The 24729-nt window shown below is 44.8% G+C and carries 23 protein-coding genes; 12 read left to right on the plus strand and 11 right to left on the minus strand.

Annotation, left to right across the window (positions count from 1 at the left end; translation table 11 throughout):
• Positions 1 to 65 precede the first annotated feature (65 nt).
• On the minus strand, positions 66 to 1163 hold the full coding sequence (locus JGK16_RS05565; RefSeq protein WP_293184090.1) for a DJ-1/PfpI/YhbO family deglycase/protease: 1098 nt from the start codon (positions 1161 to 1163) through the stop codon (positions 66 to 68).
• A gap of 170 nt (positions 1164 to 1333) precedes the next feature.
• On the minus strand, positions 1334 to 2092 hold the full coding sequence (locus JGK16_RS05570) for an SDR family oxidoreductase (protein ID WP_293184092.1): 759 nt from the start codon (positions 2090 to 2092) through the stop codon (positions 1334 to 1336).
• 148 nt (positions 2093 to 2240) lie between these two features.
• On the opposite strand from JGK16_RS05570, the gene JGK16_RS05575 reads away from it, so the two are divergent.
• The 4 genes from JGK16_RS05575 (at position 2241) to pip (ending at position 7549) form a co-directional block, all read left to right on the plus strand.
• On the plus strand, positions 2241 to 3194 hold the full coding sequence (locus JGK16_RS05575; protein WP_293184095.1) for an NAD(P)-dependent alcohol dehydrogenase: 954 nt from the start codon (positions 2241 to 2243) through the stop codon (positions 3192 to 3194).
• Between the two features lie 853 nt (positions 3195 to 4047).
• Positions 4048 to 4815 carry a twin-arginine translocase subunit TatC gene (gene tatC, locus JGK16_RS05580; protein ID WP_293189875.1) on the plus strand — a complete coding sequence of 256 codons (768 nt, stop codon included), beginning with the start codon at positions 4048 to 4050 and terminating at the stop codon, positions 4813 to 4815.
• A 241-nt stretch (positions 4816 to 5056) separates the two neighbouring features.
• Positions 5057 to 6439 carry an IS200/IS605 family accessory protein TnpB-related protein gene (locus JGK16_RS05585; protein WP_293189859.1) on the plus strand — a complete coding sequence of 461 codons (1383 nt, stop codon included), beginning with the start codon at positions 5057 to 5059 and terminating at the stop codon, positions 6437 to 6439.
• 165 nt (positions 6440 to 6604) lie between these two features.
• Positions 6605 to 7549 carry a prolyl aminopeptidase gene (gene pip, locus JGK16_RS05590; RefSeq protein ID WP_293184098.1) on the plus strand — a complete coding sequence of 315 codons (945 nt, stop codon included), beginning with the start codon at positions 6605 to 6607 and terminating at the stop codon, positions 7547 to 7549.
• Positions 7550 to 7749: 200 nt separating this feature from the next.
• Here pip and JGK16_RS05595 read toward each other — a convergent pair whose 3' ends face one another.
• Positions 7750 to 8058 carry a carbon dioxide-concentrating mechanism protein CcmK gene (locus tag JGK16_RS05595; protein WP_106149684.1) on the minus strand — a complete coding sequence of 103 codons (309 nt, stop codon included), beginning with the start codon at positions 8056 to 8058 and terminating at the stop codon, positions 7750 to 7752.
• Positions 8059 to 8104: 46 nt separating this feature from the next.
• Here JGK16_RS05595 and JGK16_RS05600 point away from each other — a divergent pair, with 46 nt between their 5' ends.
• Positions 8105 to 8254 (plus strand): hypothetical protein, encoded by a 150-nt coding sequence (locus JGK16_RS05600; protein WP_293184100.1) that lies wholly within the window; start codon positions 8105 to 8107, stop codon positions 8252 to 8254.
• A 255-nt stretch (positions 8255 to 8509) separates the two neighbouring features.
• Here JGK16_RS05600 and JGK16_RS05605 read toward each other — a convergent pair whose 3' ends face one another.
• Complete coding sequence (locus JGK16_RS05605) at positions 8510 to 8827, minus strand: DUF3067 family protein (protein WP_293189857.1); 318 nt, start codon at positions 8825 to 8827, stop codon at positions 8510 to 8512.
• A 206-nt stretch (positions 8828 to 9033) separates the two neighbouring features.
• Between JGK16_RS05605 and petC the strand changes: the two genes are divergently transcribed.
• From petC to JGK16_RS05635, 6 genes are all read left to right on the plus strand, one after another.
• Positions 9034 to 9576, plus strand: a complete 543-nt coding sequence (gene petC / locus JGK16_RS05610; protein WP_293184104.1) for a cytochrome b6-f complex iron-sulfur subunit — start codon at positions 9034 to 9036, stop codon at positions 9574 to 9576.
• 202 nt (positions 9577 to 9778) lie between these two features.
• Positions 9779 to 10768 (plus strand): cytochrome f, encoded by a 990-nt coding sequence (petA, locus tag JGK16_RS05615; protein WP_293184106.1) that lies wholly within the window; start codon positions 9779 to 9781, stop codon positions 10766 to 10768.
• Between the two features lie 312 nt (positions 10769 to 11080).
• On the plus strand, positions 11081 to 11932 hold the full coding sequence (locus tag JGK16_RS05620) for an alpha/beta fold hydrolase (RefSeq protein WP_293189855.1): 852 nt from the start codon (positions 11081 to 11083) through the stop codon (positions 11930 to 11932).
• Between the two features lie 91 nt (positions 11933 to 12023).
• A complete protein-coding gene (gene psbQ, locus JGK16_RS05625; protein WP_293184111.1) occupies positions 12024 to 12467 on the plus strand; it encodes a photosystem II protein PsbQ in 444 nt (147 codons plus the stop codon).
• A gap of 365 nt (positions 12468 to 12832) precedes the next feature.
• Positions 12833 to 14002, plus strand: coding sequence for an FAD-dependent oxidoreductase (locus JGK16_RS05630; protein WP_293189853.1), 1170 nt, complete (start codon positions 12833 to 12835; stop codon positions 14000 to 14002).
• Positions 14003 to 14179: 177 nt separating this feature from the next.
• Positions 14180 to 14662 (plus strand): hypothetical protein, encoded by a 483-nt coding sequence (locus JGK16_RS05635; RefSeq protein ID WP_293189851.1) that lies wholly within the window; start codon positions 14180 to 14182, stop codon positions 14660 to 14662.
• Between the two features lie 252 nt (positions 14663 to 14914).
• On the opposite strand, the gene JGK16_RS05640 is transcribed toward JGK16_RS05635, so the two are convergent.
• The 3 genes from JGK16_RS05640 to JGK16_RS05650 form a co-directional block, all read right to left on the minus strand.
• Positions 14915 to 15331 (minus strand): NUDIX hydrolase, encoded by a 417-nt coding sequence (locus JGK16_RS05640; RefSeq protein WP_293184117.1) that lies wholly within the window; start codon positions 15329 to 15331, stop codon positions 14915 to 14917.
• 321 nt (positions 15332 to 15652) lie between these two features.
• Positions 15653 to 18583, minus strand: coding sequence for a M1 family metallopeptidase (locus JGK16_RS05645; protein WP_293184178.1), 2931 nt, complete (start codon positions 18581 to 18583; stop codon positions 15653 to 15655).
• The gene (locus tag JGK16_RS05650; RefSeq protein WP_293202859.1) at positions 18564 to 18812 is read right to left on the minus strand and encodes a hypothetical protein; all 249 of its coding nucleotides are present in this window, start codon (positions 18810 to 18812) and stop codon (positions 18564 to 18566) included. Before JGK16_RS05650 ends, JGK16_RS05645 begins: the two co-directional genes overlap by 20 nt.
• Between JGK16_RS05650 and JGK16_RS05655 the strand changes: the two genes are divergently transcribed.
• The gene (locus JGK16_RS05655) at positions 18811 to 19893 is read left to right on the plus strand and encodes a class I fructose-bisphosphate aldolase (protein ID WP_293184119.1); all 1083 of its coding nucleotides are present in this window, start codon (positions 18811 to 18813) and stop codon (positions 19891 to 19893) included. The two genes, JGK16_RS05650 and JGK16_RS05655, sit on opposite strands and share 2 nt — an antisense overlap.
• 454 nt (positions 19894 to 20347) lie before the next feature.
• Here JGK16_RS05655 and JGK16_RS05660 read toward each other — a convergent pair whose 3' ends face one another.
• The 4 genes from JGK16_RS05660 to JGK16_RS05675 form a co-directional block, all read right to left on the minus strand.
• Positions 20348 to 21115 carry a glucose 1-dehydrogenase gene (locus tag JGK16_RS05660; protein WP_293189848.1) on the minus strand — a complete coding sequence of 256 codons (768 nt, stop codon included), beginning with the start codon at positions 21113 to 21115 and terminating at the stop codon, positions 20348 to 20350.
• Positions 21116 to 21889: 774 nt separating this feature from the next.
• Positions 21890 to 22450, minus strand: a complete 561-nt coding sequence (locus JGK16_RS05665; protein WP_293184123.1) for an MFS transporter — start codon at positions 22448 to 22450, stop codon at positions 21890 to 21892.
• Positions 22416 to 23543: a transposase gene (locus tag JGK16_RS05670; protein WP_293184125.1), complete on the minus strand. Its 1128-nt coding sequence runs from the start codon at positions 23541 to 23543 to the stop codon at positions 22416 to 22418. Before JGK16_RS05670 ends, JGK16_RS05665 begins: the two co-directional genes overlap by 35 nt.
• Positions 23544 to 23598: 55 nt before the next feature.
• Complete coding sequence (locus tag JGK16_RS05675) at positions 23599 to 24315, minus strand: MFS transporter (protein ID WP_293184127.1); 717 nt, start codon at positions 24313 to 24315, stop codon at positions 23599 to 23601.
• Between the last annotated feature and the right edge of the window lie 414 nt (positions 24316 to 24729).

Genomic DNA, 24729 nt, shown 5'->3' on the forward strand with positions numbered 1-24729 from the left:
GTTGCGCTCTGGGTGGGGGTTTTCACCCCTAGGCGCAACTACAAACTTGTTAATCCGCGTGGATATTACATTTTGACAGCGGGGCTAGTCGAAGGTTTTGGCGCTTTAATTTCTTGGGAAACGGCGCGGGCGCGGAAGAGTTTAGCAACGACTTGCTCGCACTTGGACAAATCCGCTTCTATCTGTGTAAAGATGTCAGTTGATACCGGATCTGTGAACTTCGCTCGCAGGTTGTTGATATCGACAACACCTGTTTGCAAATCGCCGAGAGTGCTCCGCAGCAAGAAGGTTTCATCTGTTCCTTGCACCGAGGCTTTTAATTTAGCGTATTTGTCAGCAAGTTGGGCGGGAATTGAGGGTTTTTCGCCGAAATCGCTGAGGCGGTTTTCGAGAGCGAGGATGTGTTTCTGTTTATTTTGGATCATTTCCGCCAGGAGCGATCGCAAATCGGCATCTCCGGTTTTTTCCGCATAATTCTGAAACGCTTCGCAAGCATAGCGTTCCCCTGCGAGGGCGGTATTCAAACCTTTCACAATGTCCGCTTGTGTCGAGCCGCCCCAACCATTAGCTAGTTTCCACCATTCTGCACTCGTATCAGTTTCTTCTGGCAAACCAACTGCTTTACCGCCGTAACCGAGGCGCGCTAAAATAGCGGTGGTAAATATTCCTAAATCTCCCGGTTGGCGGGAAGTAATCAAGTTACCGTCAACTACTAAAGGTTCGTTGATGTAGTTAGCTCCGGCATTAATCATGTCTGTTTTAATTGCCAAGAAACCCGTCGCATTTTTGCCTTTGAGCGCGTCGGCTTCAATCAAAAGTTGCGGGCCGTGACAAACAGCAGCGACTATTTTTCCTTGTTCCATCGCTTCTTTGACAAACCGCACTGTATTGGGATTTGTCCGCATTGTATCGGGAGCCATACCGCCGGGAATTACGACTGCATCAAATTCTTCTGCTAATGATTCAGTGGTAGTTCCGTCAGCTTGCTGGGCGACTTTACCATTTTTCCCTGCATACTTTTCGTTTGTCCGCGAACCGAGGACAACTACGTCAAATCCTGCTTGTTTTAAGGCGTTGTAAGGAACCAGAAATTCTGAATCTTCTACTCCATTTTCGATTAGTATGGCAACTCGTTTGGTGTTAGTTCCGTTATTTGTTGTCACAATCACTTTCCCTCAGGCTATCTTTTTATCTAAACATAAGTCACTTCTCGTTTTTTGAGCATCTGGCTAAAGTGATAAAGTAGTTATTCTTAAAAGCTGTTAAGGTGAGTCTTTAGAGATATTTTATAGTAGAGCAACACGATCAACAGTCAACAGTCAACAGTCAACAGTCAATGCACGTAAGAGGCTCCGTTAATGTCGATCGTTGTTCCGGTAGCGTGCACAGCCAAACCCGATGCTAGAAAAGCGATCGCGTTGGCGACATCTTGAGGAGGGGCGATTTTGCCGATCGGGATATCGCGCACAATCTGTGCTTCGCCACACTCCCTAATAAACTTATCCGACATTTCCGTACTCACAAATCCCGGCGCCACAGTAAAAGCCAAAATATTATCAGCCGCAAATCCTCTAGCAATGCTGCGAGTTAGAGAAACGATCGCACCTTTTGATGCAGCGTAGTGCAGATAATTCGGGTCATCGCCGCGAAAAGCAGCGCGACTTGCTATATTAATAATCGTACCAACCTTGCGAGTTTTAAAATGTAGAATTGCTTCCCGGCACAAATCAGCAACCGCAACTAAATTAACTTGTAGAGTTTGCTGCCAAGCCGACGACCAAATATCAAAATCGTCCTCGATACCAGCCGACTGCATAATCCCAGCATTATTAACTATAATATCAATATGACCGCGCCACTTTACAGCATCTTGCCACAAAAGAGAGGCCGCGTTTGGTAACATCAAATCTGCTGCTAATAAATAACAGCGATCGCCCGCCACACTTGCTGCTACCGATTCCGCCGCTTCCTGACTGCGACAGTAATGCAAAATCACCTCGGCCCCAGCATTAACAAGAGTCCGCACCGTCACTGCACCAATCCCTTTCGAGCCGCCCGTCACTAAAATTACCTTTCCAGTTAAATCAATCATTTCTCTCTCTCTCTTTTCTCTTTCTCTGCGCCCTCTGCGCCCTCTGCGGTTAAAAAAAATAAATCCCATTCACAAGCGAAATAGAATTTCCTATATGATAATTGTACATGATTAAATGTCCTCTTAAAAATAAATCAAAAAAATCGCCATGAAAGCAGTTGTGTTCGATCGCTACGGCAGCGTTGACGTATTGCAGTACCGAGAAGTAGAAAAGCCGATCGCCAAATCGAACGAATTGTTAGTCAGAGTTCGCGCTAGCAGCGTCAATCCCGTAGACTGGAAAATCCGGCAAGGACACCTGCAACTACTTACAGGATTTAACTTTCCTCGAATAATCGGTTCCGACATCTCGGGAGTTGTCGTAGAAGTCGGCTCGGAAGTCACCAAATTTCAACCCGGAGATGAAGTTTATACATTCTTAAATCCAATCGCTGGCGGTGCTTGTGCCGAATACGCTGTCGTGCCAGAATCGAGTGCATCAATTAAACCTCACAACATCACCCATGTCGAAGCAGCAGCAGTACCCATCGCAGGTTTAACGGCTTTGCAAGCGTTGAGAGATTTGGGTGAAATTAAAGCAGGATACAAAGTATTGATTAACGGTGCTTCCGGCGGAGTCGGGATTTTTGCGGTGCAAGTTGCTAAAGCAATGAATGCGGAAGTAACGGGAGTTTGCAGCGCCAAGAATATAGAATTTGTCAAGGATTTGGGAGCAGATTGTGTTCTAGATTATGCAGAAATTGATTTTACTCAACAACCCGAAAAGTATGATATAATTTTGGATGCTGTCGGCAAAAAGACATTTGCTGAATGCGAAAACGTGCTGCAACCGGAGGGAGTTTATATCTCGACTTTGCCGAGTTTCGACAACCTCCCACCGATGTTGACTAGCTGGTTTATTCCTGGTAAAAAAGCTAAATTCATTCTAGCCAATGCCAACCCAGCCGACTTGGAGATTTTGCGGGAGTTAATCGAATCCGATAAAGTTGAGCCGATTGTCGATCGCACTTACAGCTTGCCTGAAGTAGCCGCCGCCCACGCGTACAGCGAAACTGGCCGCGCTGTCGGCAAAATTGCGATCGGCATTGAAGAAGTCAGTTGACAGTTGACAGTTGACAGTTGACAGTTGACAATTAGTAGGGGCGGTGGATGGTGCGTGCCCGCCCTCTTAGTTGACAGTTAATAGTTAATAGTTACCAATTACAATTACCAATTACCAATTACCAATTAACAATTAACAAATCTAAAATTGCCCCATTACCGATTTCCGATTCCCCATTACCAATTCCCCATTCCCTATGACTGTGCCCTCAGACTTGGAGACATCCGAACAAGATTCCGACAACAACCTCGAACAAGTTAGCGCGGAAAATAGCATTTCACCAGTCGCTGATGATTTGATGGCTGTCAACAACTTAGAAGGTGCAGAAGTTAACTCAGAAAATATTGCACCAATTGCAGATGATTCTACGGATGTCGGCAACTTAGAAGCTGAAGAAGTTAGTTCGGAAAATAGCATTGCACCAGCCGCCGACGATTTTACGGATGTCAGCAACTTAGAAGCTGAAGAAGTTAGCGCGGAAAATAGCATTGCACCAATCACCGATGATTTCACGAATGTCAGCAACTTAGAATCTGAAGAAGTTAGTTCGGAAAATACTATTGCACCAGTCGCCGATGATTTTACGGATGTCAGCAACTTAGAATCTGAAGAAGTTAGTTCGGAAAATACTATTGCACCAATCGCCGACGATTTCACAGATGTCAGCAACTTAGAAGCTGAAGAAGTTAGCGCGGAAACAGAAAATACTATTGCACCAATTGCAGATGATTCTACGGATGTCAGCAACTTAGAAGCTGAAGAAGTTAGCGCGGAAAATAGCATTGCACCAATCGCCGATAATTCTACGGATGTCAGCAACTTAGAAGCTGAAGAAGTTAGTTCCGAAAATAGCATTACACCAATCGCCGATGATTTTCTCGGTTCCCGCAACCTCGAAAACGAATATCTCGACGAACTTCCCGACGAAGTTGAGATGTCTTTGTTCGACCATTTAGAAGAATTGCGTCAGCGACTTTTCTACTCGCTAATTGCCGTAGCAATAGGTGTAGTTGGTTGTTTTTTAACAGTTAAACCGATCGTACAATTGCTAGAAGTACCCGCCGGGCCCGTCAAGTTTCTGCAACTAGCTCCCGGTGAGTATTTCTTTGTTTCTATCGAAGTGGCGGGATACAGCGGTTTGCTGATTGCAAGTCCGTTTATTTTTTACCAAATAGCGCTATTTGTGCTACCCGGTTTGACTCGCAAAGAACGCGGGTTGCTCGGGCCAGTGTTTTTCGGTTCTAGTTTCCTCTTTTTGGGCGGGCTGGTATTTGCTTATATTGCTCTGATTCCGGCGGCGCTGAACTTCTTTGTTACCTACGGGGCGGATGTTGTAGAGCAGTTGTGGTCGATCGACAAATACTTTAAATTTGTACTGCTGTTAATGTTCAGCACGGGTTTAGCTTTTCAAATCCCGATCGTCCAAGTATTGCTCGGCGTTTTGGGCATAGTTTCTTCTAAGAAAATGCTCTCCGGCTGGCGTTATGTAATCTTAGGTGCGGCTGTTTTGGGTGCTGTTTTAACGCCTTCTACTGACCCTTTGACGCAAAGTCTTTTGGGAGGTGCGGTGCTCGCTCTTTACTTTGGCGGCGTTGGTTTGGTGAAGCTTTTAGGGCGGTGAAAATTAGGAATAGCAGAGAATGCAAAAGATCGATCGCTCCCGGTAGGGATACAGACCCAGCCTAAGTCCCTACAAGGGTTGATAGCTGTTGACAATTTATCTAGATTTACCTAAGATTGAGAGAGTGGATTCTGGGTAAAACATGAATTGACCGGGAGAATCAATGGCTACCCTAACTTATTGCAAAGGCTTGCCCACGCCTGTACATGAACTTAACGAACTCGGAAAAACAGATTTTGAGATGTTTTTAGGCGCTTACGCCCCGATTTTTAGGGCTGCAAGCATTGAAACAGTTGACCACTTACTATTTGATGCAGAGTTCAAAAAATCCGAGTGGAACACGCATTTACAGCAAACCTACGGCATCAATAAGCGCCACGCCAATGGTGTAATTAGTTCTACCAAGGGTCGTGTAGACAGTGCTAAAGAACACAGAATTTTACACCTGAAAGCTCTTGAAGGAAAAATTAAATCTATTACTACATGGCTCAAGAAAGCCGAGCGCAAGCTGGTATTAGCTCGTAAGTTTTATGCTAAGAGAAAATGGCAAAACTCAAAAACAGGTTGTAATTTTCCCATAGCCTGCTCACTTCAATATAAATCCACAAACTGGCAGAATTTGCGCTTTCAAATTCACAATAAAAAACGCAAACTAACTCTAGTAACGAAGAAAACTGAAGACTTAAAGATTAAGCCAATCAAGGTTTTTATACCTCGATGTGATATTTTTGTAGTCGGCTCTAAGGATGAGTCTTTTGGCAATCAAGTCTGCCAGTGGAATAGGGATAAAATAACTTTTCGAGTCCCCAAATGCTTAGAGTCGCGATTTGGAAAAACCCTGTCCTCTCTTGTTGGTGATTTCAGCCGTAACATCAACAGACTGCCAGAATGCGGTGCTAAAACCTGGCATTTCTATCGCAAGAATGGAAAGTGGGTAATAGCCGTGCAGTTTACCCCAAATCCCGGGTCGCGGGTTTCGAGAGAGAGAATGTACGGCTGCATTGGTATCGACATGAATCCCGGTTCTATTGGGTGGGCGTATGTTGATTCTGAAGGGAATCTCAAAGCCAAAGGACAAATCCCATTGCAGATGGGCTTACCGAATGGTAAGCAACAGGCTCAAATTGTTGATGCCTGTCTGCAACTAGCTGCAAAAGCCACAGAATTTGAATGTCCTGTGGTTTGTGAAGAACTTGACTTCTCAACAAAAAAGCAATCGCTGGGAGAGAAAGGTAGAAAGTATGCTCGGATGTTGTCGGGTTGGGCGTACCGTGAGTTTTATAAACAACTCAGTTCTATTTTGTCGAATCGTGGAATTGAGCTGATTGCAGTCAATCCAGCTTATTCAAGCATTATCGGAGGCGTGAAATATTTAAGAATGTATGGCTTGGCGAGTGACGAAGCTGCTGCGCTGGTAATTGCTCGTAGGGCTATGAAATTAAGTGAAAAAATACCTCGCTCCTTAACCGCCTATTCTGAGGTGAATTCAGAAAAGCACGTCTGGAGTGAGTGGAACCAACTGAATAAAAAAATCAAACATTCCGCTGTAATATCACGTCGTTGTGATTATTATAGCGTTTCTAACTGGAGTTTCTTGGTCAACCTCGACAACGAGGAAGCGTAAGCGCTAAGAAAGAATGTTTAAAGCTTATACCGTAGAGCTTACCTAGATTTGCCTAGGTTTTTATAAGCGGTTGTATGTCAAGTTCGATCGATCGCTTATATTTATTTACGAGTGCGATCCTCAGGATGTAAAATAAACACGATCGAGTTATAAATCCTTGAAAAAATGCGAGAACTTTACCCGCCTAGACAACCTTATAACGAAGGAGAACTCAAAGTTTCTGACATCCATACCATTCATTTTGAAGAGTCGGGAAACCCAGAGGGAAAACCTATTGTATTGCTACACGGGGGGCCAGGAGGTGGATGTCCTCCTTTTTACCGACAATATTTTGACCCGGAAAAATGGCGTTTGGTGATGTTTGACCAACGCGGATGTGGTCAAAGTAAACCTCATGCAGAATTGCAAGAAAATACAACTTGGGATTTAGTCAGCGATATTGAGAAACTTCGAGAATATTTAAATATTCAGCAATGGGTTGTTTTTGGTGGTAGTTGGGGAAGCACTCTATCTTTAGCTTACAGTCAAACCCATCCCGACCGTTGCAAGGGTTTAATCTTGCGGGGCATTTTTATGTTGAGACAAAAAGAAATTCGCTGGTTTTATCAAGAAGGAGCAAGTTATATTTTCCCGGATGCTTGGGAAGAATATGTTAAACCTATCCCTATAAATGAAAGGGACGATCTGCTAACAGCTTATTACCAACGCTTGACAAGTCCAGATGCTCACATTAGATTAGAAGCGGCTCGTGCTTGGTCAATTTGGGAAGGGAGTACGAGTAGATTATTTCCAGATTTAGATTTAAAGCAAAGCTTTGGAATTGATGCTTTCGCGGAGGCGTTTGCCAGAATTGAGTGCCATTATTTTATAAATAAGGGATTTATAGAGCCGGAAGATAAATTGCTTTTAGATATCGATCGCATCCGCAAGATTCCGGCGGTTATCGTTCAGGGAAGATATGATGTTGTTTGCCCGATGATGTCGGCGTGGGAACTGCATCGTGCTTGGCCTGAAGCTGAGTTCATTGTAGTTGCCGATGCCGGACATTCGATGAGCGAACCGGGAATTCGCACCTGTTTAATTGAGGCGACAGATAAGTTTGCAGACTGATAGTCATCCAAATTGCTAATGGTTAATTGCTAATTTTTAATTAGTCCTATAAAGATTTTCCGCGTGATGGTAATTTCTTGCTGAGTATTGGGATATCGTTCAATTTTAAGGTTGATAAAAAATATAGAGGTGCGATCGCCCGCGCCTCTATATTTTACTAAAAGTTAAAATTCCATACCAAAGTTTTGTCAAAACTTTGTCTACATTCGGAACTGTTCTACTTCAGGCGTATAGCCGATCGGCAAAATGTAATCGAGATTCTCGTGGGGACGAGCAATTATGTGATACGATAGCAACTTTCCGCCATCGACCTTTTTAACTGATTCAATTCCAGCAGCAACGGCTGCTTGCACTTCAGAGATATCTCCTCGAACTATAATTGTCCAGTAAGCACGGGTTATTTTTTCATAGCGAACTAAAGTAACTCGGGCTGCTTTCACCATTGAGTCTGCAACTTCTACGGCAGCGGGAAATCCTAAGACTTCAACCATTCCAACTGCAACACCCATTACAACATTCTCCTAAGTTTCACAAGATATCTGAGACTCATTGTATGTGAAAGTGTTGACAGAAATTGGTTCGGATGATTTTGGTCAGCTAGAAGCCCGATCGCCCAAAATTAAAAAAACTCCAGAAGCTGTTGCGACATTTAAATCCCACAGCAGTCTTCGCGCCGGAAAGCCCGCCACATCAGAGTTTGAATAAAATAAACTGCAAAAATTAGCTGCGCGACAGCTTAGTTTCTCACCGCCAGCAAGTTGGCTGACAAATTTGCCTGACGATTTTTGGGACTTTCAACTTAAAAAATCCAGCCCCGCCCAGACACAAAACTTTACAAGCTGCGAAGGGGCGATCGACCGTTGTGGTTTCCCTTGCAGCGAGCAGAACGCTCGCACTCCGGTATCATTCGGATATGACTGATGACTGATGACTGATGACTGATGACTGATGACTAATGACTCAAAACTCGTCAAGCAACCACTCCGAGGCTCTTTCGCCCAAATCCAGGGGAATGCTGACAGCTTTGCCCAAGCGCGGACGATCGCGAGTAGTGACAATATATTCTCTCACCTGTTCGGTGCTGCCCCAGCCATTGAGGTAATTGGCCACCGCGTCCAAATGCTCGAAATAATCAGCCTCCGTCATCGGAAAAGACACCTGTTCCAAATATTTCCACATCACCTGCACAAAAATCTTGCCCCGCGTCCGCCGCAATCTGATATCGTAAGACTTTCCCCATTTTTCTAGGAGTAGCTGGTGTAAATCCTTGCCCGTCATGGTTGCTCCTGAGTGAATCTGTTAAACATTAAAAGACAAAGTTCAAAAAATGTAATAATACTCTAATAAAGGCTGGAAGGCGCATTCTTAAAAGGAATTTTCGCTGCCTCAAATTTGTGCGAGCAGATTAGCACCGATAGTCCGAGTTGTCTGCACGTACAAGTTGGCTCACAAACAAACGTAACTTAAAACCGTAAAGGCAGGTCATGGCTCAAACTTCTGCTGGAAATCCCGATGTTCCCGATATGGGGCGTCGCCAATTTATGAATTTGCTGACGTTCGGTACAGTCACAGGTGTGGCACTGGGCGCACTTTATCCCGTTGTCCAATATTTTGTTCCTCCGTCGAGTGGGGCTGTTGGCGGTGGCGTGACAGCTAAAGATGCCTTGGGTAACGACATCATCGTTAGCGAATATTTGACTTCGCACCCTGCGGGCGATCGCAGTTTGGCCCAAGGCCTCAAAGGCGACCCCACCTATCTCGTGGTGCAAAAAGACTTAACTCTCGCCGAATACGGCATCAACGCAGTCTGCACTCACTTAGGTTGCGTCGTGCCTTGGAATGCTAGCGAAAACAAGTTTATGTGTCCTTGTCATGGTTCTCAGTACAACAGTGAGGGCAAAGTGGTACGCGGCCCCGCACCTTTATCTCTCGCCTTGGCCCACGCCACTGTCGCAGATGACAAGGTGGCCTTTACCCCTTGGAAAGAAACAGATTTCCGCACCGGCGAAGCACCTACCTGGTCATAGTTATTAGTCATTAGTTAGCAGTTAGTAGTTAGTAGTTAGTCATTAGTCGTTAGTGGTTAGCAGTTAGTTTCAATAACCAATAACCAATAACCAATAACCAATAACCAATAACTAATAACTAATGACCAATGACCAATGACCAATGACTAATGACCAATGACTAATCACTAAATTGTCTGAACCTTTGAGATTGAATACTCTGATGCCACAAACTAACTTATCTGCGATATTTCGCCGCAGTGCCAGGACGATCGCCAAAACTGCCTTAATTGCGATCGCCGCCGCCGGATTTTTTCTTAGTAGCGACATCGCACTTCCCCAAGCAGCATTCGCTTACCCTTTCTGGGCCCAGCAAACAGCACCCGCTACTCCCCGCGAAGCAACTGGCAAAATTGTTTGCGCCAACTGTCACCTCGGTGCCAAACCGACTGAAGTAGAAGTCCCCCAATCTGTTTTACCTGACACAGTTTTTGAAGCAATTGTCAAAGTTCCCTACGATCAAAGCGTGCAGCAAGTTACCGGCGACGGTACTAAAGGCGGCTTGAACGTAGGCGCAGTTGTGATGTTACCCGAAGGTTTCAAGATTGCTCCCGCTGACAGAATTCCCGAAGAAATGAAGGAAAAAGTCGGCGATCTTTACTTCCAACCTTACAGCGAAACCCAAGAAAATATTGTGTTAGTGGGCCCGCTGCCTGGTGAACAATACAAAGAATTGGTATTCCCAGTTTTGTCGCCAAATCCCGCAACTGACAAGTCAGTTCACTACGGCAAATATCTAATTTATGTCGGTGGAAACCGCGGTCGCGGTCAGGTTTATCCTACTGGCGCCAAGAGCAACAATACTGTTTATAATGCCTCAGTAGCTGGCACTATTTCTAAAATTGCTCAACCCGAAGATGGTGGCTATGAAGTGACAATTCAACCAGCAGAAGGTGCAGCGGTTGTTGATACAATTCCCGCAGGCCCAGAACTGATTGTTACTGAAGGACAAACAGTTGCAGCCGCCGAACTTTTGACGAACAATCCTAATGTAGGCGGTTTCGGTCAAAAAGATGTAGAAATTGTGCTACAAAGTGCCAATCGAGTTACAGGATTGATGGCTTTCGTAGCTTTGACTATGTTGGCTCAAATTATGCTGGTTCTCAAGAAGAAACAGGTGGAAAAAGTTCAAGCTGCTGAAATGAATTTCTAAGCTGGACTTTCATGAGTTGGGTAAGGCGCTCAGTTATCATTGTCAACAAATACGTCTTGTGTAGTGCCAGACTGCTGCCTTACTATTAAGCCTAGATCCCCCCTAACCCCCCTTAAGAAGGGGGGAACAAGAGTATTCTTAAAGTCCCCCTTTTTAAGGGGGATTTAGGGGGATCGAGACTTAGATAGAAACCTGAGATACAAAAGGTTTTAGGCAATTGTTGAGACTAATGGTGCTTTGTGCGTACCCAACTATTAAGTAAGTAAGGCGGGGAATACCCGCCTTATTCTTTGATAAATAACAAGTAAAATAATGCCAATTGATGAGAAAACAATTCAAGTAGGGTCACTGGAATGGTTTTATCGGGAAGCAAATCCGGTAAACGAAAGTGATAAATCACCAGTGTTGCTGCTGCACGGTATACCGTCCCAAAGCTTTACCTGGACTGCGATTATGCCAGATTTGGCGACGAGTGGATTTCGATCGATCGCGCCGGATTGGGTGGGCTACGGGCGATCGACAAAACCAGACAAACGCGACTTTGCTTATACTCCCGATGCCTTTGTAGACGCCCTCACAGGCTTTATTCAAACCCTAGAAGTAGACCGAGTTTCCCTAGTCGTCCAAGGATTTTTAGCATCTGCCGGCATTCAATACGCTTTACGAAACCCCGATAAGATCGATCGTTTAGTCATTATAAATACACCAATTTCAGCAGATATCAAATTGCCTTGGAAAATGCAGCAGTTGGGGCTGCCTTTTATTGGCGATATGCTGACGCAAGACCCACTTTTGGTGGACAGAACCCTCGAAGGCGGAAGTCGCATCAGGGTATTAGACAAGGATTTAGATGTTTACCGACGCCCGTTTTTGAAGAGCTCGGATGCAGGGCGATCGCTAATGAACACCATCCGCAACATTCAACTGCCAAAGTCAATGGCAGAAATTGAATCCGGCTTACAAGGATGGACAAGCCCAACCTTATTTGTGTGGGGTTTAACCGACCCTTGGCTGAGTGTTGAACCAGCTAAAAAATTAGTCAATTCCATGAAAAATGCCGAGTTAGTCACCCTAGAAGAAGTCTCCCATTATCCTCAAGAACATTGGTCAGAAAAAGTTGGCGGTGCTCTGATAACTTTTCTGCGCCAAAAGGAGGTAAAATAATATTTTGTACCTAACTCTCGGTGCAAAGTAGGGGCGGTGTCCCGGTGCCGGCCCGCAACGAGAAATCTAAAATCTAAAGTCTAAAATCGCTATGACTCGTCCCCGTTCCTTTTTTGCCTTGATGATGGCATTTTTGATGGCATTTCTGGTTAGTTGCAGCAGTGTCGAAGCAAAAGTTCCCACGACTTACACAGCAGCCCAGATCCAACAGATTCAGCGCTATGTTCCTACTCTGACAGAGTTCCGATCGCGCATGAACAACCTAGGAACCCTAATTCAGAAAAAAAATTGGATTGATGCCAAAACTTACATTCACGGGCCTCTCGGCGAATTGCGCGGCACCATGAAAACCGTGTCGGGCAGTTTGTTGCCGAAATCTCAACAGCAAGCTATGGATTTGACCAAGAGTTTGTTTGCTGATTTGGTAGAGATTGATAACGCTGCTAAAATGGCTGACAATGCCAAAATCACCGCTAGTTATAGCAAAGCTGTGAAGGATTTCGATACTTTCTTGCAGCTACTTCCTAAAGCCTAATCGCTTTAGTTTGTCGCGCAGATCGGACGTAGGGTTGAAACCTGGTTTACACACAAAAACACGGCGGTTGAAACCGCGTCTACACAGACGAACACGGCGGTTGAAACCGCGTCTACACACACGAAGTCCGCCTCCGCGGACTGAAGAAAATAACGTAAAACGTAATTTTTACTGCCACGGCGGTTGAAACCGCGTCTACACACACGAAGTCCACCTCCGTGGACTGAAGAAAATAACGTAAAACGTAATTTTTACTGCCCGTTCTTCAACCCGCGGAGGCGGGTTTCGTTTATGTAGCCGCGGTTTCTAACCGCCCGGTATTCTTCTGTACAATCTAAAATCTAAAATCTAAAATCTAAAATAGAATGGTTCGCGTTGCAATTATTGGTTGCGGTATTGTCGGGGCTTCGATCGCCTTTGAACTAAGTAAATTTCCCGAATTAAAAGTCACTGTATTCGACAAACAGCCCCCAGTACAAGGTTCTACAGGTGCAGCCCTCGGCGTTTTGATGGGAGTTATCAGCCACAAAACTAAGGGCAGAAATTGGCATTTAAGGGAAACCAGCCTTCAGCGCTACGAAACTTTGATTCCTGAATTGGAAGCAGCTACGGGGCGGAAAATTCCATTTAACAAACAGGGAATTTTGCTGCTGTGTTCGGAAGGAGAAGATTTAAGTAAGTGGGAAAAGCTAGCAGCAACTCGCAAGTCTCAAGGTTGGAAATTAGAACTTTGGGAGGTGGAACAAGTGCGCGAGTTTTGCCCTCATCTTGATTTAAATCATAACATAATTGCTGGGATTTATTCGCCTCAAGACCGGCAAGTCGATCCAACTACTTTAACTTTAGCTTTGGTTGATGCTGCTAAGCTCAATGGAGTTAATTTTCAGTTTGGGGTAGAAGTTCAAGGCATCAAGAGCGGGCAAGATGCCTGTTCCACAACAAACTCCCTATCTTGTGGAACAGGCATCTTGCCTGTTACTGAAAATAGTACCAACCCCACAATAAACTTAATATCTTGTGGAACAGGCATCTTGCCTGTTACTGAAAAATTCGATCGACTAATTGTATCTGCTGGCTTAGGTACTGCTGCTGTCACTGCATCCTTAAATCAATTGGTGGACATTCGCCCGGTGTTGGGACAGGCGCTGCATTTGCGGTTGAAAAATCCCTTGGGAAACCCAGATTTTGCGCCAGTAATTACCTGCGATGACATTCACATTGTACCTTTGGCAAATCAAGAATGTTGGGTGGGGGCGACGGTAGAGTTTCCCGAAAACGGCGGGGAAGTGCAGGCGAATGCTGAGATGTTGGAGGAAGTGATGGCAAGGGCGATCGCACTTTGTCCAGCCTTAGCCGAAGCTGAAATCATCCGAAAATGGTCGGGATTGCGCCCGCGCCCCGAAGGACGCCCAGCCCCAATTATCGAAGCGCTTCCCAGTAACAGCAAGGTTTTCATCGCTAGCGGCCACTACCGCAATGGTGTTCTGCTGGCCCCTGCTACCGCGCGATCGATCCGAGAGATGATTTTGCAATAATTAACAAATGTTAATATAATCAATAAAGTGGTTGAAACCGCGTCAACACGAGACTTTACCCGAGGAGTGCGGGTTGAAGACTAGGTAATTGAAATTACGTTATCTTCTTGAGTCCGCGGAGGCGGACATTGTTTGTCTAGGCGCGGTTTCAACCGCCGTCTTATCTTACATCTAAAAATGTCCGACAAACCCTTAGGAAAGCCACGCATTTTGTGGCGAGTAATCTTGCTATCTGGAGTCAGCTTGCTGCTATATTACGGCTGGTACAAATGGATTATTCAAGAAGAATTGCGGAGTTATAACGGCAAGGGTTGGTCGGGGACACTTTGCTTATTGCCCTTTGTTTTAGGAGTAGCCATCCCCCAAGCTTTGCGGATATTCGACCCCGACGTTCCCGGATGGTTTGGTTGGTTTTCCTTCGTAGGAATTGCTTGGATTTACATCGTGCAGTTCAAACTTTATAACACAGTTAACGAATTGTACCGCCAAGAAGGAATTAAAGAACCGCTAACAGTTTGGTGGATGTTTGTACCAGGTTTAAATTTAATTGTTGGCTTGCGGCAAATTCATTTCTTAAGCCAGTTTTGGGCAAGAAAACAGGGCATTGAAGTCAAGGATAACTTAGCCGAAAGCCTTCCTTTTCTGTCAGCTAACGCTTGAGGTAAAACTTTTCACACCGATATCATAGGTTTGTAGTGAGGACTTCAGTCCTTTCCATTTACACCGGAATATTGATTTTCCGACTGTAGTGCGATAGACAAATTAGGTACGTAGTTGCGATGAAAGCGCTCTTTATAAGATTAGGAAAGAGCGCTGAAGCGCAACTACGTACCTTGGCCCAAATGCGAGCCGACCTTTCTCTATGTTTGAGTTAGTTAATTAGGACTAAAGTCCTCACTACGAACCTTTTAATCAGCAAAACCGATTCGGTAAATTAGCAAGAATAAGTTTAAGTTCCGGTTCATTAACCCGCTTAATTGCTTTCGGAATAGTTACCCACTGTCGCTTTCTACAGCTAGCTTCCGGCCATTTTTCCAGAACAGTTTGTACTTGCAGTAAAAATACTTCGACCTGACAAATATAGCCAGACTTTTGGTACTCATAAGTTCCCAGCAAATCAGGGAACACCTTACCCAACAAACCTGCTTCTTCCCAAGCTTCCTTAGCAGCAGAATCTTGAGGAGTCATGTCAGGTTCAATTAACCCTTTAGGAATCACCCAACGCTTACCCGTTGAAGAAGTAATCACCATTACTTCAATTTGTCCGTTTTGAATGCGGTAGGGAATGACAGCCGATTGTTCTACCAATACAATAGTTCTTGTACTCATGATTTATGCAATCTTTAGGGTGCAAAGGCTGCTTCAACTTGATTGACAGTTGAAGATTCAAAACAAAAAAGTTGATACACCCCGATTATCTATTAGAACTTACCCACCGATACAGCAAAATCAGTTCCTTTTATGAAAAATAATTGCTGAAAGCTATTTTTTCATAAAAAAAGCCCGGTTTATTTATTGAGTGGGATTGCTTAAGTTCTATTTGCGCTCTCAGTCGAGACAATAACTAAGTCAGAAATAGAAATATGTAGGATTTTACCTGTGCTTAAAATACCAAACTTCAAGGCAATACAGCTAAAAAATAAGATTATTTTAATAACAGGGCGATCGCCAATCGCAAACTGCACCCAACACAACTAACGGCGTTTCGAGACTTTTGGCAAATTCATCCACAAAATAGATGGCTGCTGTTGAGCTGGTAAAATGTCTTCCAGGATACCTAATGCTAGAATTATTGTAACTGTTAGCTGGTAGGGTGCGTCGCCCGAAACAATCCTCGATCGCAGCGACAGTCTCATAGCGACGCACCTTACCAGAAAGAATTGGTTGAAAGCCCCAAGTCTTTGAGGGAGAAATTAAAATCAGACTATTCATTACTCCAATCCTCTTCCTTCTAGGTAGAGGTCGCTCTTTCTTCGCCTTAGCCTCCAGATTTTCCATCCGACTCTTCAAATCTTGATTGTCCTTTTTAACCTGATCTAACTCCTCGCGCAACTGCTTCACCGCTGCATCAGAACCAGCATTTTTCTGCACTCTTTGCACAGCTTCATCAGCCATCATGCGGACGCGGCCGTCTGGAGTTTGGTCAGCTAAAGAACGTAAAATTCTGATAGCTTTGCGAGTTTCCATCTGTCCTAAACCGACAACAACAGATACTTGAGTCAAGAAAAAAGTCTCTTTAGAAAGTTCTGCCAATCGATGCAAAATCCGTTCCAAATTGAGCTTAGTTTGACCTGTCGAAATTGTCCCCAAAGAGCGAATTGCAGCCAAGCGCAAAGCTTGCGGAGTACCGACGGCTGTGTATTTCAAAATCAGGTTGAGCGCATCTTCCGAAGTTTTCATTTGCGCCAAACCGGAAATAGCACCCGATCGCACAACCTCATTCCAGCCCTCGCGCTCTTTCAAAACCAATTTTAACTCTTTGAGTACCTGTTCGTCCGTGGGTTTTTCGTCGGGATTCGCGCCTGCGATCGAACCCATAGCACTCGCTGCGGCCGCTTCTACATAATAGCTGTCATCGCCTTTTTCAACGATCGACCTCAGCGCCTTATAAGTCTCGTGAGTCTTGATTTTACCCAGCGCATTCACCACCGCACGGCGCACCCGAGCATCTTTATCCTTCAAACCAGTTACTAAACCATCAAAAGCTTGGTCGAGTTTAATATCAACCAACTGACCGGCTACTTCCGCCCGCACAGCCCAAAACGGCTCTTTTTTGAGAACTTCTGACAGCGCTTTCACAGCTTCCAAGCCTCCCTTTTTCGCCAAAGCGTGGGCGGCGTAAATCCTAGAAACCGGGTCTGGATCGAACTGTAACTGAGCTTTAAGTTCGGCAACTCCATACTCTAGAGCAACTGTTTTTAGGTATTTATTGCCGACATCAAAACTGATATATGCGGGCTTATCTTCTAGGGGAAAATAGAAACTTTGCTCGCGTTCGTGAACTCGAACCGTGAAAGTTTTTATATTAGCAGCATTTCGCTCATCTGCATCTTTTTCTGGTTTGTAACCGAAGCCGAGCGGAATTTTTAGGTCAAAGACATCTTTGCTGTTCCCGTTACCATTTTTGTTGTCTTTTACCTGAGTTTGGGTAATAGTAACCTTGGCTAATTTGCTGTCGCCGTCCCAGGAATAAGCAACTTTGTAATCTGGATGACCGCCACGATAAACGTACTGGTCAAACAAAAATGTCAGATTGCGACCGGTAGCTTTTTCGATCGCCCTTAGCAAATCGATCGTTTCCACAGTTTGGTGAGCGTTATCGCGCACAAAAGTGTGAATTGCTTTGTAAAATAGTTCGTCGCCCAACTCGGCGCGGATCATGTGGTAGACGCAAGCGCCTTTTTCGTACAAATGGCGATCGTACAATTCAATCGCTTCGCGGTAAACGTGAGTCACCATCGGGCGGCGGTAGCGAGAACTGTCTTCAGCTAAATAATTGCGGGCTTCACCTAACATATAATAAGCCGCATCTTCTTTGCCGTATTCTTGGTCAGTCCACAACACCTCACAATAGGAAGCCATGCCTTCTTTGATCCAAGCATGAGACCAATGTTTAATTACGACTAAATCGCCGAACCATTGGTGAGCTAATTCGTGGGCGACCAAGCTTTCTGTACCGCGATTGTCCAGGCTGGCGCGTTCATCTAACAAGCACCTATCTGTTAGCAAAGTTGTCGAAGTATTTTCCATGCCGCCGAAGATGAAATCATCGACGCAGACTTGAGCGTATTTAGGAAAAGGGTAAGGATAGCCAAATGCTTTAGAGAAAAATTCAATCATTTTCGGCGTTTTGCCCATGCTGCGCTTACCGTCAGCTTCGCGGCCTTTTTCCACGTAATAATTAACTGGTTTGCCGTTCCATTCATCTTTGATTTCAGCAAAATCTCCGACTGCTAAGGTCATTAAATATGTCGGGTGGATTTGGGTTTGCGACCAGTGATAAATCTTGTCGTCGCCATCGTTTTTTGTGCTAACTAATTCGCCGTTGGATATTGCAAAAAGTTGTCTGGGAACTTGCACGCGAATTTCGGAAGTTGCCAACTGTCCGGGATAGTCGAAACAGGGAAACCAGAAGCGAGAATCTTCGTCTTCGCCTTGAGTCCAAACTTGTGTTGGTTTGTCGGGATAGTGTTTGTCTGGCCCGACAAAATAGAGGCCGCGCTGGGGTTTTTCGACCGAGTATGCGATCGCAATTGTAATCGGTTCGTAAGCTGTTGTTGGTTCGTGCAGTTGAATTTGCAGCACTTCGCCGTCGCTGTCGAAATTCTGCTCGGTTTCCCCGACTTTGACAGATTTAATGTTCAGGTTGACAGCATCTAAGGTTAATTTGTCAATACCGCTGCGGACTGGATTTATGCGGATGCTGCAAGTGCCGCGAAAACTTTGTTTGGGAATATCGAGCACTAAATCGAGGAAAATATGCTCTACTTGTCCGGGGCGATCGGGGTTGTAGTGGGGTCTAGCACCGGGCATCTCGAAGGATTTGTGGCTGTTTTCAGAATCAAAGTAAGTGTGTGACATTGTGATGGAGGAGTTGTGAGTCGATCGGCGATCGCAGGCAGCAGCTATCGGGCGGAACTGCCAGCTTAATTACAGAGTAGCGCGTCCTAGTTGCTGTTGTCGCTAATGTTGTTAAAAATTCAGGCGATCGTTGCCAGGATGGAAAAAAAGATTTTTCAGTTACAATATCAGTAAGGCTAATGTCTGCAATCATCAGCCTGCCATTGAAATTGAGAGGGTAAATCTGCATGACAGCTACACTATCAGTTCCCAGTGCGATCGAATCTTGGCTAGGCGACGAAGCCGAAGACTTGCTCACCCATCAAGCAAAAATTTCTAAAGATTTGTTGCACCTGCCGGGCCCGGATTGGGTCGATCGCATTTTCGCTCAAACCGATCGCTCTCCTCAAGTTTTGCGATCGCTCCAGCAACTATATTCTAGCGGACGCTTGGCAAATACCGGCTATTTATCCATCCTGCCAGTAGACCAAGGAATCGAACACTCAGCGGCCGCTTCTTTTGCACCAAATCCCATCTATTTTGACAGCGAAAACATCATCAGACTAGCAATCTCCGCAGGATGCAATGCTGTCGCGACAACTCTCGGAGTGTTAGGAAGCGTATCTCGCAAATACGCGCACAAAATCCCTTTCATTCTCAAACTCAATCACAACGAACTGCTAACTTATCCCAATCAATCCGACCAAATAATGTTTGCTTCCGTCGAACAAGCTTGGAATTTGGGAGCCGTTGCAGTCGGAGCCACAATTTATTTTGGTTCCCCGGAATCGACCAGGCAAATCCAAGAAGTGAGTCAAGCTTTTGCCCACGCTCACGAGTACGGAATGGCAACAATTCTGTGGTGTTATCTCCGCAATGATATCTTCAAACAAGACAAAGATTATCACACAGCCGCTGATTTGACCGGGCAAGCAAATCACTTGGGAGTGACAATTCAAGCTGACATTATCAAGCAAAAATTGCCGGAGTGCAACAACGGTTACGAAGCTGTTGCTAAAGCTAGCGGTCACAGTTACGGCAAAACCGACAAGCGGGTTTATACTGATTTGACGACGGATCACCCGATCGATCTAACCCGCTATCAAGTCCTCAACTGTTATGCAGGAAGGATGGGTTTAATCAACTCCGGCGGTGCTTCGGGAAAAACCGATTTTGCTGAAGCAATTCGCACGGCGGTAATCAACAAACGCGCAGGCGGCTGCGGCTTAATTTCCGGCCGCAAAACTTTTCAGCGTCCCTTTGAAGAAGGTGTAAAATTGTTCAACGCCATTCAAGACGTTTATTTGTCGCCCGAAATCACGATCGCCTAAAACTTCACAGCACACTAAAATTAGGGTGCGTGCCGCGCACCCAATGCTATAAGGTTCGTAGTGCGGACTTGAGTCAGTAGAATAAAAGCAAGGTTCGTAGTGCGGACTTTAGTCCGCAAGGTGCATCTCAATGCAAGCGAATATATCCGTAGGGGCGAAGCATGACCGCAGTCAATATGAGATGATAACTAATAACTTATATGCGGTCATGCTTCGCCCAGAATAAGAGCGGACTCGCATTCCGCACTACGAACCGTTTTTGTTATGCTAATCTACCGGACATGATATCAGTTCTAATCTCAAGCAAAAAAGTTGAGGAAACGGTCTGATTTCCATACTGTGCAACTATCAACTGTCAACTATCAACTGTGCAACTGTCAACTGTCAACTATCAACTGTCAACTATCAACTATCAACTGTCAACTATCAACTGTCAACTGTCAACTATCAACTATCAATGAGCGGTATAACCCCCATCAATTACCAATTCAGAACCAGTAACAAACTTCGATTCATCCGATGCCAGATAAAGAATACCGTAAGCAACATCATCAGGTTCACCCACGTGTCCCACCGGATGTAAGCTATCAAGAATTTTCCGTCCTTCAGTCACATCACCTTGTTCGGCCAACAACTTCTCTACCAGCGGTGTCCAGATAAATGCCGGATGAACTGAATTAACCCGAATCTTATTTTTGGCATACAATAGCGCATCTGTTTTGCTCATCAACCGCACTGCTCCCTTTGAGGCATGATAAGGAGGCATATCCGGGCCGCCAACCAATCCGTAAACAGAAGACAAATTAATAATGCTGCCACCTCCCGTTTCTAGCATCGAAATCAAAACGTGTTTAGTACAGAGAAAAACACCATTTACATTTATTGCCATCAACGAATTCCATTCATCTTCGGCGATTTCGTGGGTGGGTTTATTGATACCAACAATCCCTGCATTATTCACTAAAATGTCAATTTTTCCCCACTTTTCTCGAACTTCAGACACCACCTGTTTAACGCTCGCTTCTTGTGTAACATTTAGATGCCAGTATTCTGCTTTTCCGCCTTTTTCGGTAATCTCTTCTACCAAACCTCTGCCTTCCTTCTCAGCTATATCCGTTACCGCTACACAGGCTCCTTCTTTCGCCAGCAACAGACAAGTCGCCCTACCAATTCCCGAAGCGCCACCTGTGACAACCGCAACTTTCCCTTCTACTCTATTCATAAAAACCTCTTCAAGAAATGAGTTAAAACTGTGACATCGGATACACCAACTTGGCTACAAGTATGATGTAGCGAAACTAACCAATTTGCCGATCCATCCCGACACCAACCAGGCTACAGGTATCATGTGGGGATTCTGGCGAATATGCTACGCAAATAGTATAGTGTATCAGGAACCTGCTTGTACGATGTGTGGGTTGAACCAAGCCACAATTACTTGTTGTAACTCAATCAATTTTTGTCGAAGTATGGCATTCGCGCGATCGTCCACGATCGGAAGCGAGAACCAGGGAGATATCAGAAAACTAGGATTTAACGTTCAGATTTTTATTTTAATTAAGAGAATGATTGCACGCATTTTTGAAAGCTGGTCAACCGCAGATATGTCAATACGGTTAACTTAACGCTTTTTGACGAATTTCCGAGCGCGATTTGATAGGCAATACAGGCATTTTTTGCAAGTCAGATTGTTCTTAAGTTAACCGTATTGGCAGATATCAGGCAGAGCGACGCAGATATTTTTGGGTGCATCTGGGTTTGGAAGAGGGCGAAGCATGACCGCATCTAAGTTATTAGTTATACTCTCATATTTGCTGCGGTCATGCTTCGCCCCTACACATATATTTGCTTGCACAAAGATAGACCCATAATCTTAAGAATATCCAGGAAAGCATCGGAATAAAATTGTTACAAAAATAACTTTTAAAAGTTTTGGTTGGCATCAAAATTCCCAAAAAATGAGCAGTCGATCGACCCGCCATACACAGCCTAGAAACTACCGGAACATGACTCCTAAAGTGATTGCTGCGGTTGCCAGCATCAATCCACCTGCTAGACCATAAGTTGTTCCTAAACTTACCCATTGGCTCAATGGTTGACTCACAAACGGTGAAATAAATTGACCTAGGAAAAAGCTGGTGGTAAGTCCGCCCAAAATTCGCCCTCGCAGAGATGCGGGAGTTGATGAAGTCAAACATACGTTCATATTTGGCATCAGTAACCCCACACCTAAACCAGCGATCGCCAAACCAATCAAAACTATCTCATAGGTGCGAGCCCAACTAATCACCAGATAACCAATCCCCATCAACCCAAAGGCGATCGCATAAATGTTCGTGAAGGTGAAACGAGCTTTCAGGCGTTGATAACTCAGGGCGCTGATCGAAGTAGCGAGAGTAGCAAGGGCGATCGCCAATCCACTTTGCGAAGCATTAGCACCCATTAACTGCTGAAGATAAAACGGAATCTGCACCGGAATCATTTGACATACTCCCCGGCGTAAACGCACGGGGATTCTAAGGTCAAACAGCAATTGCAGGCAAAACCTGTCTAACATCACCTAACTTAGCGGTCGATGCCCCAACCGCACAAATATTTCTAGCAGCATTTTCATCTCGTCCATTCACAGACTGACAAGATGGACAACGCCATTCTCTGACTGATAAATCCAGATTTTCTAGAACATGACCACAGGAAGAACAGGTTTTGCTAGATGGATACCATCGATCTATAAAAACAATGAGTTTTCCTTTCTTCTGGGCAACCCATTCTAAAATCTGGAGAAATTCTCCCAAAGCTAAATCTGATATCTTCCTACCCCATAACCTTTGCATTCCTTTCAAGCTCAAAGTCTCAAAACACAGGATATCAAATTTATCTGTCAGGTGATGGGCTAGTTTCCAGAACCAGTCAGTACGGTGATTTGAAACATCTTCATACTTACGAACTAAATTCTTTCTAGCCTTCTCTCGATTATTTGAACCTTTGACTTTCCTTGAGTGCTGACGACTAGCTTGCTTAATCTGGTTTAGGGATTGCTTGAGGAATTGGGGGGATTCAATCTTGGTTCCATCTGAAATAGTCAGAAAGGTTTTCAAGCCAAAATCAAATCCAGCGATTCTACTCGTCTCGGATTTGATTTTGGGTTCTCTTATTTCTTGGTCAACAACCACCATCATAAATAATTCCCCTAGGGGTGTGCGCTTAATGGTTAAGGTTTTGACTGTTCCTTCTATTTCTCTAGAGTTCCAATACTGATAAACCTGATTTCCAATCCTAACTCTATTGCCTAAGAGAAATTTGTATCCTGCTTGCTTGAGGGTGAAGGATTTGTATCTTCTAACTTTTTTGAATCCCGGTGGTCTTACCCCCTTTTTATGTTGCTTGAAAAATAGTTGGTAGGCTTTCTCAATGCGTTGACAGATATCCTGCACTGCTTGAGAGCCTACTATTTGCCAAAAGGGTTTACGCTTCCGCAGTTTGGCTAGATGAGCCTGAAGTTTGGAGCAGTTTAAGTGTTTTCCCCACATTCTGTAGTACCTTTTATGTAGGGCAATACAGTGGTTGTAGATAACTCCGGCGGCGTTAATTGACCGTTTGAGAAATCTATTCCGCTTATGTTGATACAGCTTAAACTTCAGGGTTTTCATGCTGGTATTTTATCTCAGATTCAGAGAAATTCAAAGAGAAATCAAGAGAAAGCCGTCAAGCGAAGGACGGGGCTTTATACCCAATTTTTCGGTAAAACACGATTTGAGTAAGCAGTGCAATACCGTAGGTTGTCAGTAGCAGCGTCCACGGGACTGGCTCAGAGGCGATCGCACCCGTTTGTTGAACAGCATCTTGATGGCGATCGGGTTCGGGAAGTACCAGCAAAATTAATGGCAGAATCAACCACGCCATCAGGTAAATTAGAAACGGTTGCCGCCAATTGCGATCGGCCAAATAGCCGCCGAGGGTGAGAAAAATCATGCCGCCGAACCCCATGAAAGCTGCTTGCAATCCCAGGAATTGCGATCGAGCCGCACCGATGTAATAATCAGCAATCAGCGTGGTTGCAGTCGTCATAATACCTGCCACGCTGAAGCCCAGGAGCATCCGTCCCAGCAAAATTAGTCCAATTTGATCCAACAGGAAGCCAGAGCTGCCTGCGAAGCCATAGAGAAACACAGATAAACCCAGCAAGCCTTTGCGCCCAAAGCGATCGATCGCAATTCCGGCAATCGGCGCACCGATCGCGATAAACAAAGCTGGGGCTGTCAACACCAATCTCACCCAATAATCGGCATTAGGAACAGCCGAAAAGTGCTGCCGCATTGCTGGGAGGGAAGGGGCGATCGTGGCTCCTGCCATCACGGTTAGGGTGCTGACTAGCAGCAGGGTTGCTTTAACGAGAAAAGTGTCAGAGCTGCGTGGTTTCATAGATTATGAGAGGAAATTATCTGCCTTTATCTGTGTGGATCTGCTTGTCATTTGCGATCGACCTATCAAATTGTTACATACCAAGATTTTTTTTCACCCATCTGCTTAGATCGACCCCAAATATCAGGCAGGTAAACACAGATGAGCGCAGATAATTTCAGGGTATTTTGGAGATAATGCAATTTCTGTCTATTCAAAATGGTTGACTAGGGTTTGAAGTCGATTATAATCTCACATCTTGTACCATTCTGAATAACAGACAAGATGCCTGTTCCACAAAGAATGGATTTCTTGTGGAATGGGCTTCTAGCCCGTTCCTAAAAAGCTAATTGGGAATGGTGCAAGACCTCAGTTATAATCCTACTTGACCAATGTATTCTGCTACAGAAGTTACTGCGAGCGGCGGATATTGAA

Source organism: Microcoleus sp. PH2017_09_SFU_O_A (assembly GCF_020738625.1).
Lineage (GTDB): Bacteria > Cyanobacteriota > Cyanobacteriia > Cyanobacteriales > Microcoleaceae > Microcoleus.